The sequence below is a fragment of the Ureibacillus thermosphaericus genome, assembly GCF_012396605.1.
GTDB classification, from domain to species: Bacteria; Bacillota; Bacilli; order Bacillales_A; family Planococcaceae; genus Ureibacillus; species Ureibacillus thermosphaericus.
The window spans coordinates 17,031-40,200 of sequence record NZ_JAAXPW010000019.1 but is presented as its reverse complement, the minus strand read 5'-3'; the positions used below and the strand labels follow the sequence as shown (position 1 = coordinate 40,200).

The 23,170-nt window shown below is 35.2% G+C and carries 27 protein-coding genes; 9 read left to right on the top strand and 18 right to left on the bottom strand.

The window, feature by feature from the left end:
* Positions 1–391 precede the first annotated feature (391 nt).
* The 6 genes from HF990_RS08950 to HF990_RS08925 all read right to left on the bottom strand — a co-directional run bounded on the left by HF990_RS08950 (position 392) and on the right by HF990_RS08925 (position 9,172).
* Positions 392–1,741, bottom strand: coding sequence for a TrkH family potassium uptake protein (locus tag HF990_RS08950; RefSeq protein ID WP_016838258.1), 1,350 nt, complete (start codon positions 1,739–1,741; stop codon positions 392–394).
* Between the two features lie 101 nt (positions 1,742–1,842).
* Positions 1,843–2,613 (bottom strand): TerC family protein, encoded by a 771-nt coding sequence (locus HF990_RS08945; protein ID WP_016838257.1) that lies wholly within the window; start codon positions 2,611–2,613, stop codon positions 1,843–1,845.
* Between the two features lie 289 nt (positions 2,614–2,902).
* The gene (locus HF990_RS08940) at positions 2,903–3,988 is read right to left on the bottom strand and encodes an SDR family oxidoreductase (RefSeq protein WP_168412444.1); all 1,086 of its coding nucleotides are present in this window, start codon (positions 3,986–3,988) and stop codon (positions 2,903–2,905) included.
* Positions 3,989–4,287: 299 nt separating this feature from the next.
* Positions 4,288–5,865, bottom strand: coding sequence for a peptide chain release factor 3 (locus HF990_RS08935; protein WP_168412443.1), 1,578 nt, complete (start codon positions 5,863–5,865; stop codon positions 4,288–4,290).
* Between the two features lie 188 nt (positions 5,866–6,053).
* A complete protein-coding gene (locus HF990_RS08930; RefSeq protein ID WP_168412442.1) occupies positions 6,054–7,526 on the bottom strand; it encodes a UDP-N-acetylmuramoyl-L-alanyl-D-glutamate--2,6-diaminopimelate ligase in 1,473 nt (490 codons plus the stop codon).
* A gap of 257 nt (positions 7,527–7,783) precedes the next feature.
* A complete protein-coding gene (locus HF990_RS08925) occupies positions 7,784–9,172 on the bottom strand; it encodes an aldehyde dehydrogenase (RefSeq protein WP_168412441.1) in 1,389 nt (462 codons plus the stop codon).
* Positions 9,173–9,313: 141 nt separating this feature from the next.
* On the opposite strand from HF990_RS08925, the gene HF990_RS08920 reads away from it, so the two are divergent.
* Entirely contained in the window at positions 9,314–9,478 is a 165-nt protein-coding gene (locus HF990_RS08920; protein WP_016838252.1) for a hypothetical protein, read from the top strand.
* Positions 9,479–9,527: 49 nt separating this feature from the next.
* On the opposite strand, the gene HF990_RS08915 is transcribed toward HF990_RS08920, so the two are convergent.
* Complete coding sequence (locus HF990_RS08915) at positions 9,528–10,118, bottom strand: phosphatidylglycerophosphatase A family protein (protein ID WP_168412440.1); 591 nt, start codon at positions 10,116–10,118, stop codon at positions 9,528–9,530.
* Positions 10,119–10,245: 127 nt separating this feature from the next.
* Between HF990_RS08915 and HF990_RS08910 the strand changes: the two genes are divergently transcribed.
* Both HF990_RS08910 and HF990_RS08905 read left to right on the top strand, forming a co-directional pair.
* Positions 10,246–10,971, top strand: a complete 726-nt coding sequence (locus HF990_RS08910) for an alpha/beta hydrolase (RefSeq protein ID WP_016838250.1) — start codon at positions 10,246–10,248, stop codon at positions 10,969–10,971.
* Between the two features lie 67 nt (positions 10,972–11,038).
* Positions 11,039–11,554, top strand: a complete 516-nt coding sequence (locus HF990_RS08905) for a 2'-5' RNA ligase family protein (RefSeq protein WP_016838249.1) — start codon at positions 11,039–11,041, stop codon at positions 11,552–11,554.
* Between the two features lie 237 nt (positions 11,555–11,791).
* Here the strand turns inward: HF990_RS08905 and HF990_RS08900 are convergent, their stop codons facing one another.
* The 6 genes from HF990_RS08900 to HF990_RS08875 all read right to left on the bottom strand — a co-directional run bounded on the left by HF990_RS08900 (position 11,792) and on the right by HF990_RS08875 (position 14,518).
* On the bottom strand, positions 11,792–12,037 hold the full coding sequence (locus HF990_RS08900; protein ID WP_016838248.1) for a stage VI sporulation protein F: 246 nt from the start codon (positions 12,035–12,037) through the stop codon (positions 11,792–11,794).
* 11 nt (positions 12,038–12,048) lie between these two features.
* Positions 12,049–12,231 carry a YjcZ family sporulation protein gene (locus HF990_RS08895; RefSeq protein WP_016838247.1) on the bottom strand — a complete coding sequence of 61 codons (183 nt, stop codon included), beginning with the start codon at positions 12,229–12,231 and terminating at the stop codon, positions 12,049–12,051.
* A 68-nt stretch (positions 12,232–12,299) separates the two neighbouring features.
* Positions 12,300–12,668: a stage V sporulation protein AE gene (gene spoVAE, locus HF990_RS08890; protein ID WP_016838246.1), complete on the bottom strand. Its 369-nt coding sequence runs from the start codon at positions 12,666–12,668 to the stop codon at positions 12,300–12,302.
* A gap of 10 nt (positions 12,669–12,678) precedes the next feature.
* Entirely contained in the window at positions 12,679–13,674 is a 996-nt protein-coding gene (locus tag HF990_RS08885; RefSeq protein ID WP_168412439.1) for a stage V sporulation protein AD, read from the bottom strand.
* Positions 13,668–14,123 carry a stage V sporulation protein AC gene (spoVAC, locus tag HF990_RS08880; protein WP_168412438.1) on the bottom strand — a complete coding sequence of 152 codons (456 nt, stop codon included), beginning with the start codon at positions 14,121–14,123 and terminating at the stop codon, positions 13,668–13,670. The genes HF990_RS08885 and spoVAC overlap by 7 nt, the downstream gene beginning before the upstream one ends.
* Positions 14,123–14,518 carry a YhcN/YlaJ family sporulation lipoprotein gene (locus HF990_RS08875; protein WP_168412437.1) on the bottom strand — a complete coding sequence of 132 codons (396 nt, stop codon included), beginning with the start codon at positions 14,516–14,518 and terminating at the stop codon, positions 14,123–14,125. The genes spoVAC and HF990_RS08875 overlap by 1 nt, the downstream gene beginning before the upstream one ends.
* Positions 14,519–14,674: 156 nt before the next feature.
* On the opposite strand from HF990_RS08875, the gene HF990_RS08870 reads away from it, so the two are divergent.
* Positions 14,675–15,190, top strand: a complete 516-nt coding sequence (locus HF990_RS08870; protein WP_016838242.1) for a CotY/CotZ family spore coat protein — start codon at positions 14,675–14,677, stop codon at positions 15,188–15,190.
* A 231-nt stretch (positions 15,191–15,421) separates the two neighbouring features.
* The gene (locus tag HF990_RS08865; RefSeq protein ID WP_016838241.1) at positions 15,422–15,769 is read left to right on the top strand and encodes a hypothetical protein; all 348 of its coding nucleotides are present in this window, start codon (positions 15,422–15,424) and stop codon (positions 15,767–15,769) included.
* A 139-nt stretch (positions 15,770–15,908) separates the two neighbouring features.
* Here the strand turns inward: HF990_RS08865 and mgtE are convergent, their stop codons facing one another.
* From mgtE to HF990_RS08840, 5 genes are all read right to left on the bottom strand, one after another.
* A complete protein-coding gene (gene mgtE / locus HF990_RS08860; protein WP_016838240.1) occupies positions 15,909–17,282 on the bottom strand; it encodes a magnesium transporter in 1,374 nt (457 codons plus the stop codon).
* 116 nt (positions 17,283–17,398) lie between these two features.
* Positions 17,399–18,289, bottom strand: coding sequence for an RluA family pseudouridine synthase (locus HF990_RS08855; RefSeq protein WP_184656230.1), 891 nt, complete (start codon positions 18,287–18,289; stop codon positions 17,399–17,401).
* 5 nt (positions 18,290–18,294) lie between these two features.
* Positions 18,295–19,086, bottom strand: coding sequence for an NAD kinase (locus tag HF990_RS08850; protein WP_026019069.1), 792 nt, complete (start codon positions 19,084–19,086; stop codon positions 18,295–18,297).
* 1 nt (position 19,087) lies between these two features.
* Positions 19,088–19,753 (bottom strand): GTP pyrophosphokinase, encoded by a 666-nt coding sequence (locus HF990_RS08845; RefSeq protein ID WP_016838237.1) that lies wholly within the window; start codon positions 19,751–19,753, stop codon positions 19,088–19,090.
* Positions 19,754–19,789: 36 nt separating this feature from the next.
* The gene (locus tag HF990_RS08840) at positions 19,790–20,176 is read right to left on the bottom strand and encodes a UPF0738 family protein (RefSeq protein ID WP_016838236.1); all 387 of its coding nucleotides are present in this window, start codon (positions 20,174–20,176) and stop codon (positions 19,790–19,792) included.
* A gap of 103 nt (positions 20,177–20,279) precedes the next feature.
* On the opposite strand from HF990_RS08840, the gene HF990_RS08835 reads away from it, so the two are divergent.
* From HF990_RS08835 to HF990_RS08820, 4 genes are all read left to right on the top strand, one after another.
* Positions 20,280–20,870 (top strand): CYTH domain-containing protein, encoded by a 591-nt coding sequence (locus tag HF990_RS08835; RefSeq protein WP_168412436.1) that lies wholly within the window; start codon positions 20,280–20,282, stop codon positions 20,868–20,870.
* Positions 20,871–21,569, top strand: coding sequence for a lytic transglycosylase domain-containing protein (locus HF990_RS08830; RefSeq protein WP_168412435.1), 699 nt, complete (start codon positions 20,871–20,873; stop codon positions 21,567–21,569).
* 154 nt (positions 21,570–21,723) lie between these two features.
* Positions 21,724–22,125 (top strand): globin domain-containing protein, encoded by a 402-nt coding sequence (locus HF990_RS08825; RefSeq protein ID WP_016838233.1) that lies wholly within the window; start codon positions 21,724–21,726, stop codon positions 22,123–22,125.
* Positions 22,122–22,946 (top strand): DsbA family protein, encoded by an 825-nt coding sequence (locus HF990_RS08820; RefSeq protein WP_168412434.1) that lies wholly within the window; start codon positions 22,122–22,124, stop codon positions 22,944–22,946. The genes HF990_RS08825 and HF990_RS08820 overlap by 4 nt, the downstream gene beginning before the upstream one ends.
* Positions 22,947–23,170: the final 224 nt, after the last annotated feature.

Here is a 23,170-nt window from a genome sequence, read left to right as displayed (position 1 = left end):
TTTTACTTTTATATTATTATATTTTTTGATTGTGATAGTAATTTAGTTCTATTATTAATTCACTTATTCGATTATATTAGATTACTAATTACTACTTCCCCTTATTTTGTATATTCTTGTATTTTTTTGAAAAAACCTTTTTTTACAAAACATATGATAAAAAGGACAAGGATATTCATATTTTTCAGAAAAGTTTTAATAATAACTTCTAATACGACACCATAGAAAGAAAAAATGGTCAATTCGACTTATTATTTTGTCACCCAATTTGGTATTTTGTTAAACAAATGGCATATTAGCTTTTATACTCTTTGATAATATTCATTAGAAAAATTCACCATTTTCATTTTAAAAATGGTGAATTTTTTGGTTTATTCACGTGTTCAACTCATTATCCAATAATTATTCGTTCTTCTGGGTACCGATATTTTGGATTTTGGGCCTTTCCACCCAAAGTAAATAAAAATGAAATCAACCCGACTCTTCCAATGAACATGAGGGTCATAATGACCAATTTCCCTGCAGTTGATAATTTTTCAGTAAGTCCAAGAGACATGCCACAAGTTCCGAATGCAGATGTTATTTCGAAAACAATTTGCGTAGCAGTTCCATGGGGTTCCGTCACTACCAATATCATCGTCGAGATCATGACCATAAATAAAGCTAAAATGATCACTACAAAGGATCTTAAAATATCATCCATACAAATTTCTCGACCAAACACTTGAATTTCTTTTCTTCCATTTGCGAAATTAATTAAAAATAATATAGCTATCGCAAATGTGGTAGTTCGAATCCCCCCACCAACAGAACTTGGCGAAGAACCGACAAACATTAAAAAACTAAGAAAGATATTTGTCGCCTCATTAAACATCCCGATATCCATTGTCGTTAGGCCAGCCGAACGTGTAGAAACAGATTGAAACATAGCGACAAAAATTTTTTCATGCCACGATATACCTTTTAATGAATGAAATGATTCAATAAATAAGACAACAAGTGTACCTAATATAAACAATCCCCCATACGTTACGGTCGTAATTTTAGTAAACAAACTAAAGCGAAATGCGGGATTCTTTTTCATTAAAAAATGTTTCAATTCCACTAATACCGGGAATCCAATGGCTCCGAGTACGATTAATATCATCGTAATAAATTGAACAAAATAATCGGAATAAAATGGTTCAAAGCTATGACCCGTAATATCAAAGCCGCTATTCGTCGTAGCAGAAATTGAAGCAAAAATGCCATGTTTAAAGGCCTCTGACCATGACTCAAAATACCTTTTAAAATGAACGCTTAAAATAAGTGCCCCTAATGCTTCAATAATAAATAAAATTTTCACAATTTCTTTCAGTAACCGAACAACCCCTGCAAGATGATGTTGATTAAAATCAATCATAATCAACTGTCTTTCCCGCATCCCGATTCTTTTCCCTATCAATAACCAGATAAAGGTGCCGATAGACATAACACCAATCGCACCTAATTGAAGAATAATCAATAAAACAATCATTCCAAAATTAGTGAAAGTTTCCGAAATATCGAACACCGTCAATCCTGTAACACTGATTGCGCTGACAGCAGTAAACAGCGTATCAATAATTGATACTTCTTTTCCATCTTTATAGACAGCAGGGATTCGTAATAACAAAAATGATATTAATATAGCGATAAAATAAAATGATACTAGCAGTTGAAATGGCGTTATATTTTTTATTCTCTCGGACATATTTGCCATTCATTTCGCCCTCTTTATTGTCGAATAAACTTTTTATTAGTATAAGAAAAATTTTATATAAAATAAAGAGGAACAGCTGCTAAAACTGCTCCTTCCTTACTTTAAATTTCTTTTGTTTTTTGTTTTTTATTTTTTACCATGCTAACAAACCATCCACCAATTGCAATGGCTAATAAAACGCCCCAGAAAGTAAGTTCCCAAGGGGTTGAATGCGGGAATTCATGTGGCAATATGCCAACTTTTTGATGCGATAATGTTAACACCACTAACTTCACTCCGACCCATCCTACAATTAAAAAGGCAGCAGTTTCAAGTTCAGGATATTTATTTAATATTTTCACAAAGGCTTGCGCTGCAAATCGCATTAAAATCAAGCCAATAACACCACCGAAGAACATAACAGCAAATTGTCCTCCGTTAATGCCACCGATATGGAAGTCACCAACTTCTGGTAAAGTTACTGCAATTGCAACAGCAGCAAGCATTGAATCTACCGCAAAGGCGATATCTGCAATTTCTACTTTTAATACAGTTACCCAAAAGCCTTTGCCTTTTTGTAGATGTTCATCTATCTTCTCTTCTTCATTCTTAAATTTCTTCTCGTAAATATTTTTAATGGCAATAAACAATAAATAAGCTGCACCAATCGCCTGAATTTGCCAATAATTCACTAATATTGTAATTAAGAATAATGCTGTAAAGCGGAAGATGAACGCACCAAATAATCCGTAAAATAGCGCTTTTTTCTGTTTATCTGGTGGTAAATGTTTTACCATAACGGCCATTACAACCGCGTTATCTGCAGCCAATAGCCCTTCTAAAACGACGAGAACGACTAAGACCCACAAATATTCCAAAATAATTGCTTCCACTAATAATTCCTCCTTAAATTTTTTATGCCCAACTTGTAACTGTTTTACTAGTCAAGGAACTCTAATTTTAAGCAAACGAAAAGACCTTTGCCTAATTAGGCAAAGGTCTTGCTAAGCAAATTGAATAAGTTTGCTTTCATATCCGATGGCAATTGCCATGTAGTGACGAATATGAAGTAAGTATTTAGTCACGCTAAATACTTATAGCTACTCCCCTTTGACAATGTCAATGGTTGTTCGATTTTCTATAGGATAAGTATAGCAATAGAATATTATATTTGCAATGAATTTATTTTATTGGAATATGAAATTGTTGGTTATTTTTATTTTTCTTATAAAATTGAACCATTGAGGGAATGGTTGCTATGAAATCCGGACAACTGATATTCCCTTTTGATAAAAGTTCTTTTGCTATCGAACAATCAAAGGTTGCATTCCATGTCAAATAATCAAGCGTTTCCTTTTCCACACCAAGTATTGTTCGAACCTTTTTTAATTGCAAAAATTTCTTCGCTATTGAAAGTGGAATTCTCCCTTTTGGAAATTTTCCTGTCATTTCCTTAACCATCGCCCGATATACTTCTTGAACAGGATGGGGATTGGGATCCGTTAAATGGACCGTCTTTCCAATCGCCTCTTCCTCTTCACAAAGGAAAATAGCCGCTTCTGTTATATAGTCTATGGGTACTACGTTAATGTGTGTATCCGATTTTCCGATGTAAGGAATGAAAGGTAAAAAACTCAAACAATCAATCATATTTAAAAAGAAATATGGACCGTCAAATTTATTGGTCTCTCCTGTAATCGAATGTCCTTTCACAATGCCTGGACGAATGATAGTTAGAGGAATTTCTCCAATTAAATTTTTCACAAGCAGCTCCGCTTCAAATTTTGTTTCTTCATAATAGTTTTTGAATTCTTTTGGACGAATTAACTCCTTCTCAAGAATTACTCCTTCTCTTCTCCCTGCTACATAAGCAGTGCTAAAATACATATATCGTTTTAAATGAGGTAATGATTTGACAAAATCGTTTACATGGGAAGTCCCTAGCACATTGATTGTCCACGCCACATCTCGAGGAACTGCCAAATCATAGATTGCCGCTAAATGCCAAAAATAGCGAACTTCCTTTGCAATTCGATTGATTGTCTCTTCCTTTAAATTTAGTTTTGGTACTGTAATATCCCCTTCGATGATTTCAATCCTTCTTCCAGGATAAGTTTCTAAAATTTTTTCACGTTCTTTTTCCGCTTTCTTCATTTCCGTTCTTAACACAAGAACATACACGGAGTCCGTTATGTTTTTTTGGAACAATTCTCCAATCAATTGTCTCGTTATAAATCCAGGAAAACCTGTAAAAAAGTGAACTGCCATCGCCAATTCCTCCATCCCCCTTTTTCCTTTTATCAATTATTCTTGATAAAAATCCGTATTCCTTTCTTTCATATACTGTATTACAAATTTGTAATTGCATATGATACAATACCGTTTCTTACACTTCGTTAATAGTTAAAGCTGTCAGCATCATTGTCAATCTACATGCCAAAATCGAAAAGAATAATGTAGAAAGATTGCAAAAAAGAAAAAGAGCGAAAGGATAACTCCTCGCTCTCTTCCTACACGCTTATTATTCGTAAACTTGTATTCTTGCATTACTTATACAACTAAACAACTTAAAGCAAACTATATAATTGAATATGCTCGTTTTTCTCTGAAAACCAACGCATTGCAAATTCATTTTCAAATAAAAAGACAAGATTGTCGAAACGGTCTTTTACGAGCATAGAACGGGATGAAGACATTGATTCTTTTACCTCATTTTCATTTTTAATCCAACGGGCAATTTTAGATCCGATTGGTTGCATTACGACTTCCACATTATATTCATGCTTCATTCGATGTTCAAATACTTCGAACTGCAATTGACCAACCGCACCAAGCATAATCTCTTCCGTGTGTAACGTTTTATAATATTGAATGGCTCCTTCTTGTACAAGTTGAAGAATTCCTTTATGGAACTGTTTGGATTTCATTACGTTTTTTGCACTTACTTTGACAAACAATTCCGGTGTAAATTGTGGGAGTTTTTCAAATTGGAATATTTTCTTTCCACCAACAATCGTATCACCAATTTGATATGTTCCCGTATCATATAGACCAATGATATCTCCCGCTACCGCTTCGTCAACCGTTTCACGAGTTTCAGCTAAAAATTGTGTGGATTGGGTCACTTTAAACGTTTTGCCTGTACGAGCTAAAGTAACATTCATTCCTCGTTCAAACTTCCCAGATACAATGCGAACAAAGGCAATCCGATCTCGATGGGCTGGATTCATATTTGCTTGAATTTTAAACACAAATCCGGAAAGTTCTTCATGTGAAACTGGATCAATCAATTGTTCATCTTCAGTTAATCTAGGTTGTGGAGATGGTGCAAACTGTAAATAGGTTTCTAAAAAAGTTTGCACGCCAAAGTTTGTTAATGCAGAACCGAAAAAGACAGGTGTTAATTCACCGCGGCGAATTTCTTCTTCAGAAAATTCGTTACCTGCTTCATCTAATAATTGAATATCATCCATTGCTTGTGTATAATACGAAGTTTCCTTCATTGGATGATCAACAGCTAATTCTCCATTTTCATCTAATGGTAAAAAACGATCCTTCTCATCTACTCTGAATTGCTCAATGCGTCGATGGAAGCGGTCGTAAATACCGAGGAACTCTTTCCCCATACCAATTGGCCAGTTCATTGGATAGGCTTGGATTTCAAGCACTTCTTCAATTTCTTGAATTAATTCTAGCGGCTCTTTTCCTTGGCGATCCAATTTATTAATGAATGTAAAAATTGGAATTCCACGCATGCGACAAACTTTGAATAATTTAATTGTTTGTGCTTCAATCCCTTTTGCTGCATCGATGACCATGACAGCACTATCCACTGCCATTAATGTACGATACGTATCCTCTGAAAAATCTTGGTGTCCAGGAGTATCTAAAATATTTACTCGATAACCGTTATAATCAAATTGCAGCACGGAAGATGTTACGGAAATCCCCCGTTGTTTTTCAATTTCCATCCAGTCACTCGTTGCAAATTTTCCAGTTTTTTTCCCTTTTACTGTTCCAGCAGCTCGAATGGCCCCACCAAATAGCAATAATTTTTCAGTCATCGTCGTCTTCCCTGCATCCGGGTGGGAAATGATGGCAAATGTACGACGAGATAAAATTTCTTGTTCTAATTTTGTAGTCATTTTCTACGTCTCCTTTTTCTACGTAAACAATAATAAAAGAATTTCCCCTATTCCGACAACCATTTTCTGATTTTCATGAATAGCCTTCTATAAATTAACAACGAAATCTCTTACATAACAATACCTTTTCTTATCATCATAATTTTAGCCGTCCCTCAATTATTTGAGACGGCTATATTTTCATAATATTATTTTACGAATTTTAATTTCGCAGCTTCTAATGCAATATCAGCATCACTATGCGGGTACTTTTTATTGCCTATTATTTGATAGTCTTCATGACCCTTTCCAGCAAAAATGATAATATCTCCAGGATTAGCAACAGATACTGCATGGCGCACCGCTTCTGCCCGATCACCAATACAAGCATAATTCTCATGAAGCATTCCTTTCGCTAAATCCCCTGTAATACTATCATAATCTTCAAAACGTGGATCATCCGTTGTTAAAACAACATAATCAGCTTTGGATGCTTTTTCAGCCATTGTTGGACGTTTTGATTTATCTCGATTTCCACCAGTCCCCACAAGGAAGATGAGTTTATTTTCTGGCTTTTTAAAAGGCATTGCCGCTTCAATTGCTTTTTCAATCGCATCTGGCGTATGGGCATAATCAATAAAAATATGTAGTGGTAAATCTGTTTTAACCTTTTGCATGCGACCTCGAATCGGTACTAAATCTTCAATTTGCTCGATGATGATGTCAATCGGATACCCCCGAGCATATAAAACAGCTACAGCAGCTAAAACATTATAAACATTAAACTCCCCTAGTAATTGCATTGTAACAGGAAACTTTCCTTCTGGTGTAATCATGTCAAAGGAAGTGCTTTCATCATTATACTCGCAATTTTCAGCCCGGAAATGAGCATCATTTTTTAACCCATATGTCCAAATTGGAAACGGTGTCATAGTTGCATACTTTTTAGACCAAGGATCATCCGCATTTAATACAACTGTTTTATTTTTTGTCAAATCTTGTCCTAATTGTGAAAATAATAGCCCTTTTGCGTAACCATACTCCTCCATTGTTCCATGGAAATCTAAATGGTCATGGGTTAAATTTGTAAATACAGCCACATCAAAATCCACACCCGCAAGTCTTCCTAATGATAGTCCGTGAGATGAAACTTCCATGACCATCGTGTGGCAACCTTCCATCTTCGCACGGAATATCATTTGTTGAGTGTTTAAAGCATCGCTTGTTGTATTTGCTGTTTCATACAGAACACCATTCAAATTAAAGCCAATAGTTCCCGATAAAGCAGATTTTTCTCCTATACCCACGTACATTTGATGAATGATGTTTGAAACGCTTGTTTTTCCATTTGTTCCAGTGACACCAATCATCGTTAAATCTTTTGAAGGATAATCAAAAAATTTAGCGGCAATGAGTCCTAATGTCCTCTCCGTATCCGGTACAATTACTTGCGCCACATTCCCTTCTAATTGCAACGGTCGTTCTGCAATCACAACCGTCGCACCTTGATTCACTGCATCTTGAGCAAAATCATGACCGTCTACCGTGTAACCTTTAATACAAATAAATAAACTTTTTGGTTGCACACTTCTTGAATCGTTGGAAATATCCTTAATAGTATTTGGCAATTGTCCAATTACTTGTTTTAGTGGTATGACGCTCAATAATTCTTCTGTAATCATTTTTCTTCCTCCGTATATCCAATGGTAAGTTACGATATAAACTCACTTTTCTATGTAGCAACGGTGTATATTGTTATTAATAAACATTTTCTTTAATGATAATAATCATATCAAAAATAGATAATATTCGACAAAAATAATTTTTGAAATATGAATTTTTTAGAATTATGTCGAATTTTGACGACATAAGCCGATTTTTTTCAAAATAAATACGCTATGAAATAATTTTTCTTTTTACCACAATTGAATAATTCAATTTATTTCAGGATTTTTCGAACTAATTTCACTTTTTGTTTATATGGTGGAAATAATAAGTTATTAGCAAATTTAGATGAACGCTTCAAAATCGATTTTGCATGGGTAAACGTTTCAAAACTCGCTTTTCCATGGTAACTGTTCATTCCAGAAGTGCCTACGCCTCCGAAAGGTAAATAGATATTGCCTACGTGAGTCACCGTATCGTTTATACAACCTCCACCAAAAGGTAACTCTTGTAAAAAATTATCAATTTGTTTTTCGTCTTCTGAAAAGAAATAAGCTGCTAACGGTTTTGGAAGTTTTCGAATTTGCTCAATTACTCTTGATAAATCGTCGTACTTCAATACAGGCAATAACGGTCCAAATATTTCATCTTCCATAACAGGACTTTGCCAACTTATATTTTCAATGATGGTAGGCTCGATATATAAATCCTTTCTGTCCGTTCTTCCGCCAAAAGTGACATTGTGCTTTTCCGATTGTAAAAGTTTTGCAAGTCGATCAAAGTGTCGTTCATTGACGATTCGTCCGTAATCTTTACTTAATTGAGGATTCTTTCCATAAAAACTAACAATTGCTTGCTTTAGTTTTTTCATAAATTTTTCATAAATCGAAGAATGGACTAGAAGATAATCAGGTGCGACGCAAGTTTGTCCAACATTGTTAAATTTGCCCCATGTAATTCGTTTTGCTGCAACATCAAGATTTGCACTTTTATCTACTATTGTAGGGCTTTTTCCACCTAACTCAAGAGTAATTGGTGTAAGCCGTTCAGCCGCAGCACGCATGACAATTTTTCCGACCGAGACGCTGCCTGTAAAGAAAATATAATCAAAAGGAGCATGAATCAATGCATTTACTTCTTCCTTCTCTCCTTCAACAACTCGTATATACCGCGAATCAAAGGTTTCTTCAATAATTTTTTTAATGATTTGAGCAGTATGAATAGCAGACTCAGAAGGTTTTACAATGGCAGTATTTCCACCAATGATAGCTCCAATTAACGGCTCCATCACTAATTGGAACGGATAGTTGAAAGGACCAATAATCAATACAACACCATATGGTTCTCGAATAATCATGCTCTTTGCCGGTTGAAAGTGGAATGGCGTTTTCACTTCCACAGGTTTTGCCCACTCATCGATAGACTTGATCATATGTTGAATGCTGTGCAACACGAAACCAACTTCATTAGAATAAGCTTCGAATTCGCTTTTTCTTAAATCCAAATTTAATGCTTTTAATATTTCACTTTCATACTTTTTGATTGTATTTCTCAAGTTTAGTAATTGTTTTTTTCGATATTCTATATCCCTTGTTTGCCCCGAATAAAAAAAATCCTTTTGTTCTCGAATCATTACTTCCACATCATATATATCAAATTTCATTATTTCCTCCCGAATACATAAATTAATTTTTTCAGTCCATACTAACTACAGTAATATTACTACAACTTATTGAAGAACTCCTTTTAAAAATTAGCTATGGAGGTTCTTTAACAAGAATTTTTGAAGAGGGGGCAATGATGTATGATTTCGACTGAATATTGGTGGGAAGAAATTTTTTCTGGACCCTTGGCTATCGGAATAAATGAAGAAAAAATTCATCAATTAGAGGACGAATCGTTTTTATACTTTAAAGAACAATTACCACAAGAGGAAAATAATTATACTGGTGAGGAAACAGAAAATTAAACATTTAAATAAATAAGAACAGGCTGGGCATGTCTCACCCCAGCCTTTATTATGGTTCATCATCGACCGGCAACATTTCTCCTTCAGGTCCTAATTCCATTGGAGGAACATCTTGAAATGTTTCCCCTTCTTCCTCTAAATCTCGCATTTTATGTGCAATACGGCTCGCAGCACATGCGGAAATACTAGCCACTAAATCATCTAAAAATGTATGGACTCCTTTGCCAGCTTTTGTGTCTAACTTTTTAATAATACCGATTTTATTTTTATCTAAATGACCATAAGTCGTTAATGCAATACTTCCGTATGTCAAAACAGAACCTAAAGCAATCGTTTCATCGACACCAAACAAACCCTCATCATTTTCAACAAGCGCTTGAAGTGGTTCTGAAAGCATCTTTTTTTCTGCTAATTCATCTAGTTCTATGCCGACAAGTATTGCATGTTGAACTTCCCGCTTCATAATAACGCGCTCAACGGAATTAATGCAATGTTCTAAAGTTAAGCCATGATTATATGGTGACTGCATTTCATACACAATTTCAGCTATATCTTCAATTGTTACGCCTCTTCTTTGTAATGCTTCCTTAGCTGCTTTCGTCACGTAATTCGAATGTACTCGACTTTGTTTCTCTTGCATTTGTGAATCCTCACTTTATTTGAATTTTCCTTTATAATGCTTATTTTAAATATTCTCTTATTTCATAATACACGATATTTTCGAATTATGATACAATTATGAACAACTGTTTTAAGGAGGATAAAAGGTGGAAAAAGGATCTATTCAAGAAATACCATTTTATAGTAATGCATTAGATGAACACTTTGAGTTGCTTGTATATACTCCTGGAAATTATACCCCTCTCTATAAATATAACATTTTAATTGCATCAGATGGAAAAGATTACTTCCAATTAGGTGGAATTTCTCGTATTGCTGATGAATTAATGGACAATTATGAAATCGAAAACTTAATTATCGTCGGAGTGCCTTACAAAAATGCACAAGATCGTAAGAGAAAATACATACCGACAGGAGATCAACATGCTGCTTATTTGAAATTTTTAGCACATGAGCTAGTACCATTCATTGATAATGAATTTTCAACAACAGCGCTTGGTGCTAGTCGAGGGTTAATTGGAGATTCCATGGCAGCAACTGTATCTCTTCTTGCCGCAATCAAATATCCACATACTTTTGGCAAAGTTATTTTACAATCACCTTATGTAGATGAATGGGTATTAAAAGCAGTTGAGGAAGCACCAACTCATAATACGTTGTCAATTTATCATGTTATAGGAAAACAAGAAAAGGAAGTTGTAACACTTGATAAAGAAGTGAAGGATTTCCTAACACCTAATCGGGAATTAAATAAATTGTTACACTCTAAAAATTATCTCAATATATTCTACGATGAGTTTGATGGCAACCATACATGGAAATACTGGAAACCAGATTTAAGAAGAGCACTTTGCAAAACTTTTGGAATATAAAATAATGTATTCTCCGGGCATTATTTGCTATACTTAAGTAAAATTTGCATTTTAGGGAGGAAAGCGGATGAAGTTAAGTGTTGTGGCATTTCCATCAAAAAAACTGCAAGATTTGGCGAATACTTATCGCAAACGATATGATTCCCATTATTCAAAAATTACCCCTTATATTACGTTAAAAGAAGCCTTTGAAGTGGATGAATCACAAATTGAAAGTGTTTCAAATACAATCAAATCCATTACAAATAAATATGGTCCGCTAAAAATACACGCATCGAAGGTCAGCTCGTTCTTTCCAACAACGAACGTCATTTACTTTAAAATTGAGCTAACGGATCAATTGCAAAACATTCACGATGATTTATATAAAGAAATCAACATTGGTGAACCAAAACATGTGTTTATCCCACACATTACAATCGGTCGTGATTTAACGGAGACAGAACATGACGATATTTATCCTCAATTGCGTATGATTGGTATTGATGAAAAGGAAGAAATTGACCGCATACACCTAATTTATCAATTGGAAGATGGGTCTTGGACAACGTACGAAACATATAAATTAACTGGAGAATTATAATCAAATTCATTGACACTTAAAAGCAGCTTAGCTTAACAATGGGCGAGTTTTTTAATTCGCTCATTTTCTTTTCTCAAAATAACTGCATGAAATGTAAGAGCCTTCTGAAAAGCCTTTTGAGATCTCGCCTTTTCAATGAGGAAACTTGTTTCAAATACCACAGAAACAAAGATAGATAATCATAAGAAGTGAGGGTGTCTGGAAAGTCGAAAACTTTCTAGACACCCTCTATCAACATTACCCTAACATTCTTTGAATGCTACTTAAGTCTAATGATTCTCCATTATTTATAATTGAATTCACAATTTGATCTTCTAATTCCTTAGAAATCGGCTTATTTGCTAACTGACTAACTCGGCGAACAATTTTACGCACTTGCTTTTCATTTGTAAAATCCGCATGTTGTATCGCATTTGCTAGTGCAAATATTTCTTCCATGCTTACGCCAGTCTTTTTTTCAATTTGTTTAAAAAAATGATTCATGCTTCCCCTCCTTACCACTTACATGCTCCTACAATTATTAATAAAATGAATAATACAACGAGTAGTACAAACATGTTACCGTTGTATTTACATTTACCTCTATAATATGCAGGACTTACATATGAGGGTGCACAATAGTCATAGGCTGGCATAATTTGTTGATATTGTTGTTGGCATCCACATTTATTCCACATAAAAAATCCCCTCCTTTCTATACAGTCGTAGTGTATGCATAGCTACAACGTTAAGGAGGGGTAATCGTCTAGTTGACTTTTCCTTTCGGCTTAAAAATTAACGCTGCAATAAACCCGAAAACAATGGCAGAACTAATACCTGAACTTGTTACTTCAAACATTCCAGTTAATACGCCTACCCAGCCATGTTTTTCGGCTTCTGCAATTGCTCCTTGGGTTAATGAATGTCCAAAAGATGTAATGGGTATTGTCGCTCCAGCACCCGCTAAGTCGATTAAAGGTTGATACCATCCTAATCCAGAAATAATTGAACCCGCAACAACTAGAATAGATAAAGTTTTTCCTGGTGTCATTTTTCCGACATCCATTAATAACTGACCTATAGCACAAATCAATCCACCTACAATAAATGCAAGTAAAAAGTCAATGAATATCATATTTATGCCCTCACTCCATCGTCACTTCGATTGCATGGGCAGTACAAGGAATTGTCTCCCCTTGTTGGAAAGTTAGTGGGGAGAGAAGAGAACCTGTCGCTACAAGTAATACTCGTTTATAACGCCCATCTTTTAATTGCTGAAGTATATAACTGAAATATACTGAAGCAGAACATCCAGCTCCACTTGCCCCAGCTAAAAAGGATTTATCTTCTCCGTAAAATTCTGCCCCGGCATCGCGGAAAATATTTAATTCTTCCTGGGTTGCACCTGTTTCAGCAAACATTCTTTTTAATATTTCTAATCCGATTTTCCCTAAATCTCCTGTCATGATGACATCATAGTCTTTTATTGTTTGTTTTCGCTTTTCTAGATGTTTGGTAATGGTGTCATATGCAGCAGGCGCCATTGCAGCTCCCATATGAAATGGATTCGTTTGTCCATAATCTACAACTTTTCCAACAGTCGCAGCTACAATTGAAGGGTTTTTCGGATTATGTTTCCCAATTAAAGTAAAGCCTGCTGCCGTTACAGTCCATTGGGCAGTCGCTGGTTTTTGAGCACCGTAATAAATAGGATAGCGGAATTGTCTTTCAGTTGAATTATGTTGGCTGGAAGCACCTGCAATAGCGTATTTTGATGCTCCTAATTCTGTCAGCAAACAAGCAATAATGACAGATGAAACCGATGTTGCACATGCTGAAAATAAACCTATAAAAGATGCAGCGATTTCTTTTGCTGCAAAATTCGTTGGCGTCATTTGATTCACCAAATCACCCGCTAAAAAGAAATCGATATCCAAGTTATTTAAATTCGCTTTTTTTAATAAAATTTGACATGCTTCTTCAATCATTTTTGCATTACCTTGCTCGTTTGTGGTTTGATGCCATCGTTCATCTTCAACAACAGAATCGAAATAAGAATAAAAAACACTCTTTCTTTCCAAAGGCCCTGCGACAGCTGCGCTTGCGATGATAGACGGTTTGCTCTGAAATATGATTACCATTCGATAACACCCATTGTTACAAGAATTAATTTAATGAGGGAGACAACAAAAGCTGAAGAAACGCCAAATAATATAACCGAACCAGCTAATTTAAACATATTGCCTCCCACTCCAAGCACAAATCCTTCTGTTCGGTGTTCAATTGCTGCTGAGATGACTGCGTTCCCAAATCCTGAAACTGGAACAGCACTTCCTGCTCCTGCAAATTGACCGATTTTTTTATATAAGCCAAAACCAGTCAATAACATGGAAATGAAAATAATTGTCGCAGCTGTCGGGTTCCCAACCGTTTTTTCTGTAAAATCAAAAAAGATAATGTAAAAGTAGGTAATAGCATGTCCAATGGTACATATAAGGCCGCCAACTAAAAATGCTTTTAACACGTTTTTCACATAGGGCGTTGGAGGGGTAATTTCCTGCTCAATCTTGTCAAATTGTTCCTGATTCATTACGTTTCCTCCTTTTTCAATTTTTTTAGCTTTTCCAATTTCTCCTTCACCTTTTCGCTGTCTTCTTCTTTCAAAAGTTTTTGCGCTTCCCAATAAAGTTTGTAATCCGAGGAAACAGTGATGTCGTATTCAGGCAAGATCTCTTCCAGCTTCTTTTTTAAATTTTTTTCAATTTTTGTTTTTTTATAATCCAACCAAGGTTTTGCTTGAACAGCTACCAACAATTGGTCTTCCACAAAAATGGCTCTTCCGCTGTTTATTTCATCTTCATTTTTAATAATTGCAGCAACTTCTTTCACTTCTTCACCATTTGCATTATTTACTTCAAGTGTTTTTTCATCATTGCATCCCACTAATAAAATCGAAAGAAAAATAGGAAGTACCAATTTTTTCAAGTTCCATCCCCCTTTTTAATGTCATTATGCGTTTTCATAAAAAAAACTATTCAAGATAAATGACTTAAATGAAACGCGCCTATAGACAATCGCCCTTATTTCAATCGCACTTTTACATATTGTAGATTGAACAAAATTAAGTGAGGTGACATGATAATGGGTTGTGGAAGAAAACATTTTGAGAGTTCATCTCATCATGGTCGTCGTCATGAAGGATGCATTTGTGAAGTAGTAGAAACAATATTAGAACTTCAAAATCATGTAGTGGAAGATGATGATGATACTTGTGGAACAAGTTGCTTCTTAGAACCTCTTGGGGGAATTAACAATAAAAATCGTCGCAACCATGCAGATACTCGGGTATTTATGTTACTAACAGAAGATGGTTCTCCATTTAAAGTAATGTTCTGCGATAAAGAATATGGTTGGTACAAAACGCCATTCTTCAGAGTGGAAGATATGTTCGGTGATTGCTGTGCTACACTTAGAGCAATTGCTCCAACAAGCGAAGCATATGAACCAATATCAGCAGTAGATGGAGAGACATTAGATGCTGGAGCAATGATGGATTGCTACCACTTCAAGAAAACAGATACTTGCGTAACAGTTGATCTATCACGTTTTGCTGGAATTCAATGCATTGCTGACGTAAATTTACACATTAACAAGTAAGGAATAACATCCACCAAGAGGAAGGGGCAGCTTGCTCCTTCTTTTTATTTACTTTTATTGATTTACTCTTGAAAATCTTCTTGAATCTCTTATAGGTATTAATTGAGCTGAATTCTAGTGATAATCCAGTACAAGAAAATCGTCTTAAAATGCAATTGAAACTGCTGAAGCTAGACAATTGTCACGAAATAAAATGAGTTGCATATTTTATGAAAAAAAGGATGTGCATCAGTGGAAGAACCATTACTATTTATTCAAACCCCTCCTTTTTATTACATCGAAGTTGATGAAGACACGGAAGAAGCGTCTCTTGAAGAAAGTACTTCTGTTTATGAAATTACGCGTAGAGAGCGAATTAAAAATTCCGTTATTGCAAGGCAATTGCATTATTTTTCACAACCCATCAACCGTAAAAATCGTCATTTAATTTTCCATTTAAACAATGGTGAAAAAATTACAGGAATCATTGAAGGGTTAGATGGCATTTTGATTAAAATCCGTACACAAGACGACTTGAAAACCATTAATGCCAACGATATCGAAACAATTACCGTATCATCCAAAAAAGCATTTAAATAATTTTGTTGTAGGCAATTTGCCTTCTATAATTTTCAATATTTAGTTTCGTCCACTCCCCCGATAATTTTTCATTATAAAAAGAAAAAATCTGCTCTTCCATTTAAAAGCAGATTTTTTCTTTCCATTTTTTTATGAAAGTTTACAACTGTCCTAACAATAACGTTGCCAATCCTAAATAAATTAAAATACTTGTAATATCATTTAAAGTCGTAATAAACGGCCCTGATGCGACTGCTGGGTCGATGCCTAATTTATGAATCAACAACGGAATAAAGGAGCCAGCAATCGTTGCTACAAAAATCGAACAACAGATGGCTGTCCCAACAAGCAACCCGATTAATAAGGATTGCTTCCAAACAAACACAACTCCTACTACAATCAAACCACAAACAATCCCTGTGATTAATCCGGTACCCATTTCACGAAAAATCATTTTTAGTTTGCTTTTTTCATCAATTTCTCCCGTTGCAATTCCTCGAACAACGACAGCTAGAGCTTGCGTACCACTATTTCCGCTAGTTCCAGAAATGAGAGGAATAAATAAAGCTAGCAACGCAACTTTTTCAAGTGTCTCTTCAAACTGGCCCATTAATGTCGCTGTAATCATTCCTAAAAATAGCAACATTACTAGCCAAGGTAATCGTTGTTTTGCAGCTTTGAATGGACTTGAAGCAATATCATCAATATCGGAAATACCGGCTAATTTTGAATAGTCGTCGCTCGCTTCTTCATCAATGACATCAATAATATCGTCTACAGTAATAATCCCTTGCAATACGAGATTGTCATCAACAACAGGAAAAGCAAGGAAATTGTAATCTTTAAAGATTTGGGCAATTTTTTCTTGATCATCTGTGACCTTTGCATAAACAACCCGATCACTCATGATATCTCGAATAAATGCATCTTCATCTGCAACAATTAAGTCTCTTAGCGATAAAACTCCTGTTAAACGATGAGATTCATCGACAACGAACACATAATAAATTGTTTCTGCATCAGGTGCCTCTTGACGAAGCACATTCATCGCCGAACGTACCGTTGAATTTTCTTGAATTGATACATATTCCGTCGTCATGATGGAACCGGCTGTATATTCTTCATACCCCAGCAACTCTGTAATTTCTTCTTTCGTTTCTTCATCCATCAATTCAAGAAAACTATTTCGATCATCTTGATCTAATTCATTTAATACATCCACCACATCATCGGTATACATGTAAGACAACATTTTTGCCGCATATGTGGGGTCCATTTCTTTAATAAAGTGTTCAACTTCTTCATCGTCCAATTCAATGGCTTCATAAATTTCCGCCATTTCTTCGGGAGACAAAAAATGATACATTGTCCTACGTATGTCTGGTCCAACCTTAACATAAAATTTCGCCCGCTCATACGCATGAAGTGATAAAAAATGCTTCCGGAATTCATCAATATTTTCTTCAATTAAATTTTGGAACAGCTGCTCCTCATCATAAGAAACATCCCGTTTTTCATCTTTTTCTTCGATCATTTTGTCTCCCTCCTCTCAACCTAAATGATAGGTTGCATTTTTAATCTCGACAATAAAATTTTTATGAATATTTTTGTGTATTTACAGAAAAAAAGATGCTCGAATAACTCGAACATCTAATTATGGATTATTTTTTTCATGGATTCAACTAGTTCACTAGAAAAAATAATTTTTTTCTTCAATAACGGATGAATCATTTCCAAGTATACGCAATGAAGGGCTTGACGATTTAATATATGTTTACTTCCTCCATATAATTCGTCGCCTACAAGCGGATGCCCGATATGCGACATATGAACACGAATTTGATGGGTTCTTCCAGTATGTAATCGTAGACGAACATGTGAAAGCGGCTCATTTTGATAAATGAAACGTTTTAATACTTTCACATCGGTATGTGCATATTGTCCATCTTCTCTTACTTCCCGTTCGATTATACTTGAATCTTTCCTGCCTATTGGGAGAATAATGGAAAGATCCTTTGAAACATGTCCATGTACAATGGCTTCATATTCTTTTATGATTTGACCCTTTTGCAATTGCATACTCATTAAGTGATGAATATGCCGATGTTTTGCAATACAAACAAGCCCTGTAGTATAACGATCTATTCTAGTCACAACATGGACGGTGGAATCAATTCCTTGTTCCAAAAAATATCCATAAACAAAATTAGCGATACTTCCCGTCGGATGTTCCCTTGAAGGAATGGTATTAATAAAAGGCGGTTTATCAATAATTAACAATGCATCATCTTCATAAACAATATTTAATTCTCCATACTCTGGTTTTAGATGCTCGCTCGCCTGTTCTTCAGGGAAAATGATTGTAATTTCATCCCCTTTCGAAAGGATGTGGCGAACATTTTGTTCTTCACCGTTCACTAAAATTTTACCACCGCGAAATTTGATTGCCGTTAATGCCCTGCTCGAAATATCTTGTTTTAAAATCGCTTCTCTTAATAATTGTCCATCTTCCATTGCTTGAAACTGCAGTTTAAATGGCATTTGAATCACTCACTTGCAATAAAGGAATCATGAACCCTTTCCCAAAATGGAAACGGACGGAATCTTGCAAATCGCACTTTCTCTTTTGCCACTTTGAAAATGACATAATCCAATTCATTGTGGTCCAATTGCAGATGGTCAATTGTCATTGTGAACGTTTGGTTTTTGACCGGTTTTAATTTACATGTATGATGGGCTGGTAACACTAGGGAGGATCCGATTGTACGGAAAACGCGGTTATTGATTGATGCCATTTCCGTCACTTGAATCGCTTGCAATGTAGGATGAATGATAGCACCGCCTAATGCTTTATTATACGCTGTACTTCCTGATGGGGTTGAAATACATAAGCCATCACCGCGGAAACGTTCAAAATGGCGATCATTTAGAAACACATCCATCACTAACGTTACATTGGGCGATTTAATCGTTGCCTCATTGAGTGCAAGATAAGTACTGATTTCTGTATGATTGCACACATTTACTTCCAATAATGGATATTCAACGACCTTATATTGATTTTTCGCAATACATAATACTAACTTTTCCAATTCAGAAGGTTTCCAATCTGCGTAAAATCCTAAATGCCCAGTATGAATCCCTACAAAAGCCACTTTATCCAATCTTTTCACATGGTTGTGGAAAGCATGCAAAAGAGTACCATCTCCGCCAATGGAAATGACAATATCCGGTTCTACTTCATCCAATATTAATCCGAAATCCTGTAAGTAATTTTTTGCAAGTTCCTTCAATTCATTTGATTGAGAATCATTGCGTGATTGAATAGAAAACTTCAAATTATTCACGCTCCTTTTCCTCTCGGATCTTTGGATTTTGAGCTTCCTTATTTTCACTAAAATACGCCTGTGCTTCTTGTATTTCATAACGGATTGATGACATTTCTTCATCTAGTTGGAATGCTGCCTCAGCCGCACGTTTTAGGCGTAATTTAATTTCTTCAGGAAAATCGCCCTTATATTTATAATTTAAAGAATGTTCGATTGAAGCCCAAAAATTCATGGCTAACGTACGTATTTGTATTTCTACTAATACCGTCTTTTTCCCACTGACCGTTTCCACTGGATACTCTGCAATCATATGATATGAACGATAACCACTTGGTTTTTTATGAGTAATATAATCTTTTTCTTCAATTACTCTCAGGTCATCCCGCTGGCGAATTAAATTAACAACCGTTGTGATATCATCTACAAATTGACACATAATGCGAATACCAGCGATGTCTTGCAACTCCCTTGCTAATTGTTCTGAAGGTTCAAAGGGAATTCCTTTTTCAAAACTTTTATCATATATACTTGCTAATGGTTTCACTCGACCAGTAACAAATTCAATGGGTGAAGTTGTGCCTTCTGCAGAAAACTGAGATCTCATCCCTCTAAATTTCACTTTTAGTTCATCGACTGCTTGTTTATAAGGTCCTAGGAAGCGTTCCCATTGCCCCATAAAAATCCCCCCAATACGCTACAAAAACTCAATCAATTATTGTGCTTCTAATATTTCACGAAAAGTTTCTTCTACTGCTTGTACAAATTCATCACCGTAATTGCCATTTCCTTCAATGTTATATATGAGCATTTCTAATTCATTCGAAAAATTATGTAATAGTATGGATTCATTATCTAAAATTAATATCGGATCTTTCTTCTTTTTTATCATTTCTACTAATGCATGCCACACTTTTTTAGGAAATTGTAAATAACTATATTCGTTGTCTTCTTCAACGACATAAATAAAAGCAAGCTCGTCAGAATCCGTTAACACTTGTCCTGCTGGCTGAATTTGTATTTTGGAGTGATTTTTGTTTAAACTAAAATAAAGTTCATCATTTTCAAAACGATAATCATCAACGACATAAACGTTGCGCATTTATAACAATCCCTTCCTACCATTTCTCCTCATATTTTAACATAGCAGGAACTATTTTCGATAAAAAGGTTCAATAAAATGCATAAATGAAAGGGATAAAGTCATGAGTCAACAGTATGAAATTGAATTTAAAAACATGTTAACAAAAGAACAATATGAACAATTATTAACAGAGTTCAACATTCAAAAACATCAAATCGTTCGACAAGTTAATCACTATTTTGATACAGAAAATTGGCACTTGAGGAAATTTTCCAGTGCCCTACGCATTCGAGAACAAAAAGGAAAATATTTTTGTACTTTAAAAGAGAAAACGGCAAAACATATTCATCTTGAAACAACGGACATTTTAACACAACAACAAAGGGATGATATGCTTTCTGGCAAGGGATTTTGGGCACCTTCTGTCAAGGAAAGATTACTGCGATTGCAAGTGCCTATTGAAGATTTACGCCCCTTTGGAACATTGACAACAGATCGGGCTGAGGTGCCATATGAGGGTGGAATTCTTGTTTTTGACCATTCCTTCTATTTGCACTGCGATGATTATGAGGTAGAATATGAAACAAATAACCCAACAGTAGGGGAGAAACGGTTTTTATCTTTTTTACAAGAACGAAATATCGATATACAAATAGCTGACAAAAAAATCGCCCGATTTATGATAGCTGTCCAAGAGAAAGGAGTACAGTAAATGGATGTAACAATGTTGAAAACCATATTAGAAATTGACGCATTGCGTTCCCTAAATAGCTCTTCTATCAATGCAACGACTGAGGAAGGTTTATTTGCAGAAATGCTAGAAGAAATATTGGCTACTACCCAAAATAGCGATAATCCAGAAAAAGCCCTACTTGAAGCGATTGAAAACTTTTCTTATAAAAACGGACTAAATGATGAAGCAAAAGATTATATTTCAAAATTCATATTATCTAGCCCAAATCCGTACATAACAACATCCTATTCTCAATCTAACGCTTCCGAATCAGAAACAAATATCGATTCAGCAACGCACGGAGATTATCGTGAAATTATTCAAAGAGCATCTGCCAAATACGGTATTCCTGAAAAATTAATTATGGCAGTTATAAAACAAGAATCGAATTTTAATCCAAATGCAGTAAGCTCAGCTGGGGCTACCGGGCTTATGCAATTGATGCCAGGTACCGCAAAATATTTAGGTGTAACGAATTCGAAAGACCCTGAACAAAACATCATGGGTGGTACAAAATATTTGCGTCAAATGCTCAATCAATTTGATAATGACTTGGAACTGGCTTTAGCTGCATATAATGCAGGACCTGGTAATGTAAAAAAATATGGAGGAATTCCTCCATTTAAAGAAACTCAAAACTATGTTAAGAAAGTGTTAAATTATTATCGAACGATGTAGTTGGATAATTTCTATATTTCCCCTCAATTATCAACACTTGCTGAAAGCGATTTGTTTGAGAAAACGGTGAGTCGTTGATAGAATGAAATATAACTAATCAAGGTCGATCACAATTCGTACATGCGGGAAAAGTGTATAAAAGGAGTTTACACCTATGAATCGAAAGTATATGGTTCCTTATGAGGAAATTGGTGCTGAAAAGTTAGAAAAGCTTATTCATGCATTTTATAAACGAGTTGATGTCCATCCATTACTCCGTCCATTGTTTCCAGAAGATTTAAAAGAAACAATTCGCAAACAAATACAATTCCAAACGCAATATTTAGGTGGTCCGAATTTATATACTCAAGAACATGGTCATCCGATGATGAGAGCAAGACATATGCGCTTTAAAATCACTCCAGACCATGCTCAAGCTTGGCTGGAATGTATGAGTGAAGCGATGGATGAAGTAGGACTTGAAGGCCCATTTCGTGAACAATATTTCCAACGTCTTGTTTTAACAGCGCATCATATGATTAATACTCCGAGTGAGGATGAGGGGGGATTAGATTGAATAATATCCAGCTACTGTCAGAACCTGTCGCATCCACGAAGACGACAAAACCAATTGAACTTTATATTTTTATTGACCCGCTTTGTCCAAATGCCTTTAAATTACAGTCAATGTTAAAAAAGCTACAATTGGAATACGAGCATTATTTCACTTGGCGATACGTACTGAGCACAGAACTACAAACTTTAAACTGTGTTACTAGACGTATCAAAGGGTGCTTAACAGGTACTGATGTGGATATTACTCATCCTGCCTTACCCTCACTTGCCATTAAAGCAGCAGAATTACAAGGTAAAAAAGCAGCAAATCGTTATATTAGAAAATTGCAGGAACATGCATTGTTGGGAACTAAAAATGTTCATTCCTATTCAGCTTTAGTAGAAATTGCGAAGGAAGCAACATTAGACCAAGAGGAATTTATTAAAGATTTCGGATCAAAAGAAGCGGTGCGTGCTTTTCAATGTGATTTATATATCACTCGTGAAATGGAAGTTGATGAAGTGCCGAGCATTGTATTCTTTAATGAATGCATTGAAGATGAAGGTCTAAAAGTAAGTGGAATGTATTCCTATGAAATATACGTTCAAATATTGCAGGAAATGTTGGATGAAGAAATCGTCAGTAAACCGTTACCAACATTCGAAGAGTTATTCCAACGTTTTCAATACTTAACAACCGATGAAGTGGCAAGCATCTATTCGATATCCATGAGCGATGCGGAAAGAGAATTGAAAAAACGGATGTTACAACAAAAAATCGAACGTGTTTCAAATGATGCTGTTACATTATGGCGTTTAAAATCATCTTCTTTTTCACTCTAGTAATTGTGGATTAAATTTTTGATAATGATAGAATATCTAGATGCTTTTCTGAATGTAGACATGATATAGCATGTCTACGTTTTTTTTGTTTTTTTAACCAAAGCTATGTTGTTAAAAGAGAAAGATTTATTACAGGTCTTTTGGTGCGAATGTATCATTGATGAGAATAAAGTAAAAGAGGCATTTGCTGCAGCAAATGCCTCCTTACACAAAGGGGATGGGAG

What these genes read in the sequence shown, in the direction of transcription:
- HF990_RS08950 (WP_016838258.1), bottom strand. Translation starts at nt 1,741, where the DNA reads ATGGCAAATATGTCCGAGAGAATAAAAAATATAACGCCATTTCAACTG.
- HF990_RS08940 (WP_168412444.1), bottom strand. Translation starts at nt 3,988, where the DNA reads ATGGCAGTTCACTTTTTTACAGGTTTTCCTGGATTTATAACGAGACAA.
- HF990_RS08935 (WP_168412443.1), bottom strand. Translation starts at nt 5,865, where the DNA reads ATGACTACAAAATTAGAACAAGAAATTTTATCTCGTCGTACATTTGCC.
- HF990_RS08930 (WP_168412442.1), bottom strand. Translation starts at nt 7,526, where the DNA reads ATGATTACAGAAGAATTATTGAGCGTCATACCACTAAAACAAGTAATT.
- HF990_RS08925 (WP_168412441.1), bottom strand. Translation starts at nt 9,172, where the DNA reads ATGAAATTTGATATATATGATGTGGAAGTAATGATTCGAGAACAAAAG.
- HF990_RS08920 (WP_016838252.1), top strand. Translation starts at nt 9,314, where the DNA reads ATGATTTCGACTGAATATTGGTGGGAAGAAATTTTTTCTGGACCCTTG.
- HF990_RS08915 (WP_168412440.1), bottom strand. Translation starts at nt 10,118, where the DNA reads ATGCAAGAGAAACAAAGTCGAGTACATTCGAATTACGTGACGAAAGCA.
- HF990_RS08905 (WP_016838249.1), top strand. Translation starts at nt 11,039, where the DNA reads ATGAAGTTAAGTGTTGTGGCATTTCCATCAAAAAAACTGCAAGATTTG.
- HF990_RS08900 (WP_016838248.1), bottom strand. Translation starts at nt 12,037, where the DNA reads ATGAATCATTTTTTTAAACAAATTGAAAAAAAGACTGGCGTAAGCATG.
- HF990_RS08895 (WP_016838247.1), bottom strand. Translation starts at nt 12,231, where the DNA reads ATGTGGAATAAATGTGGATGCCAACAACAATATCAACAAATTATGCCA.
- spoVAE (WP_016838246.1), bottom strand. Translation starts at nt 12,668, where the DNA reads ATGATATTCATTGACTTTTTACTTGCATTTATTGTAGGTGGATTGATT.
- HF990_RS08885 (WP_168412439.1), bottom strand. Translation starts at nt 13,674, where the DNA reads ATGGTAATCATATTTCAGAGCAAACCGTCTATCATCGCAAGCGCAGCT.
- spoVAC (WP_168412438.1), bottom strand. Translation starts at nt 14,123, where the DNA reads ATGAATCAGGAACAATTTGACAAGATTGAGCAGGAAATTACCCCTCCA.
- HF990_RS08870 (WP_016838242.1), top strand. Translation starts at nt 14,675, where the DNA reads ATGGGTTGTGGAAGAAAACATTTTGAGAGTTCATCTCATCATGGTCGT.
- mgtE (WP_016838240.1), bottom strand. Translation starts at nt 17,282, where the DNA reads ATGATCGAAGAAAAAGATGAAAAACGGGATGTTTCTTATGATGAGGAG.
- HF990_RS08855 (WP_184656230.1), bottom strand. Translation starts at nt 18,289, where the DNA reads ATGCCATTTAAACTGCAGTTTCAAGCAATGGAAGATGGACAATTATTA.
- HF990_RS08845 (WP_016838237.1), bottom strand. Translation starts at nt 19,753, where the DNA reads ATGGGGCAATGGGAACGCTTCCTAGGACCTTATAAACAAGCAGTCGAT.
- HF990_RS08840 (WP_016838236.1), bottom strand. Translation starts at nt 20,176, where the DNA reads ATGCGCAACGTTTATGTCGTTGATGATTATCGTTTTGAAAATGATGAA.
- HF990_RS08835 (WP_168412436.1), top strand. Translation starts at nt 20,280, where the DNA reads ATGAGTCAACAGTATGAAATTGAATTTAAAAACATGTTAACAAAAGAA.
- HF990_RS08830 (WP_168412435.1), top strand. Translation starts at nt 20,871, where the DNA reads ATGGATGTAACAATGTTGAAAACCATATTAGAAATTGACGCATTGCGT.
- HF990_RS08825 (WP_016838233.1), top strand. Translation starts at nt 21,724, where the DNA reads ATGAATCGAAAGTATATGGTTCCTTATGAGGAAATTGGTGCTGAAAAG.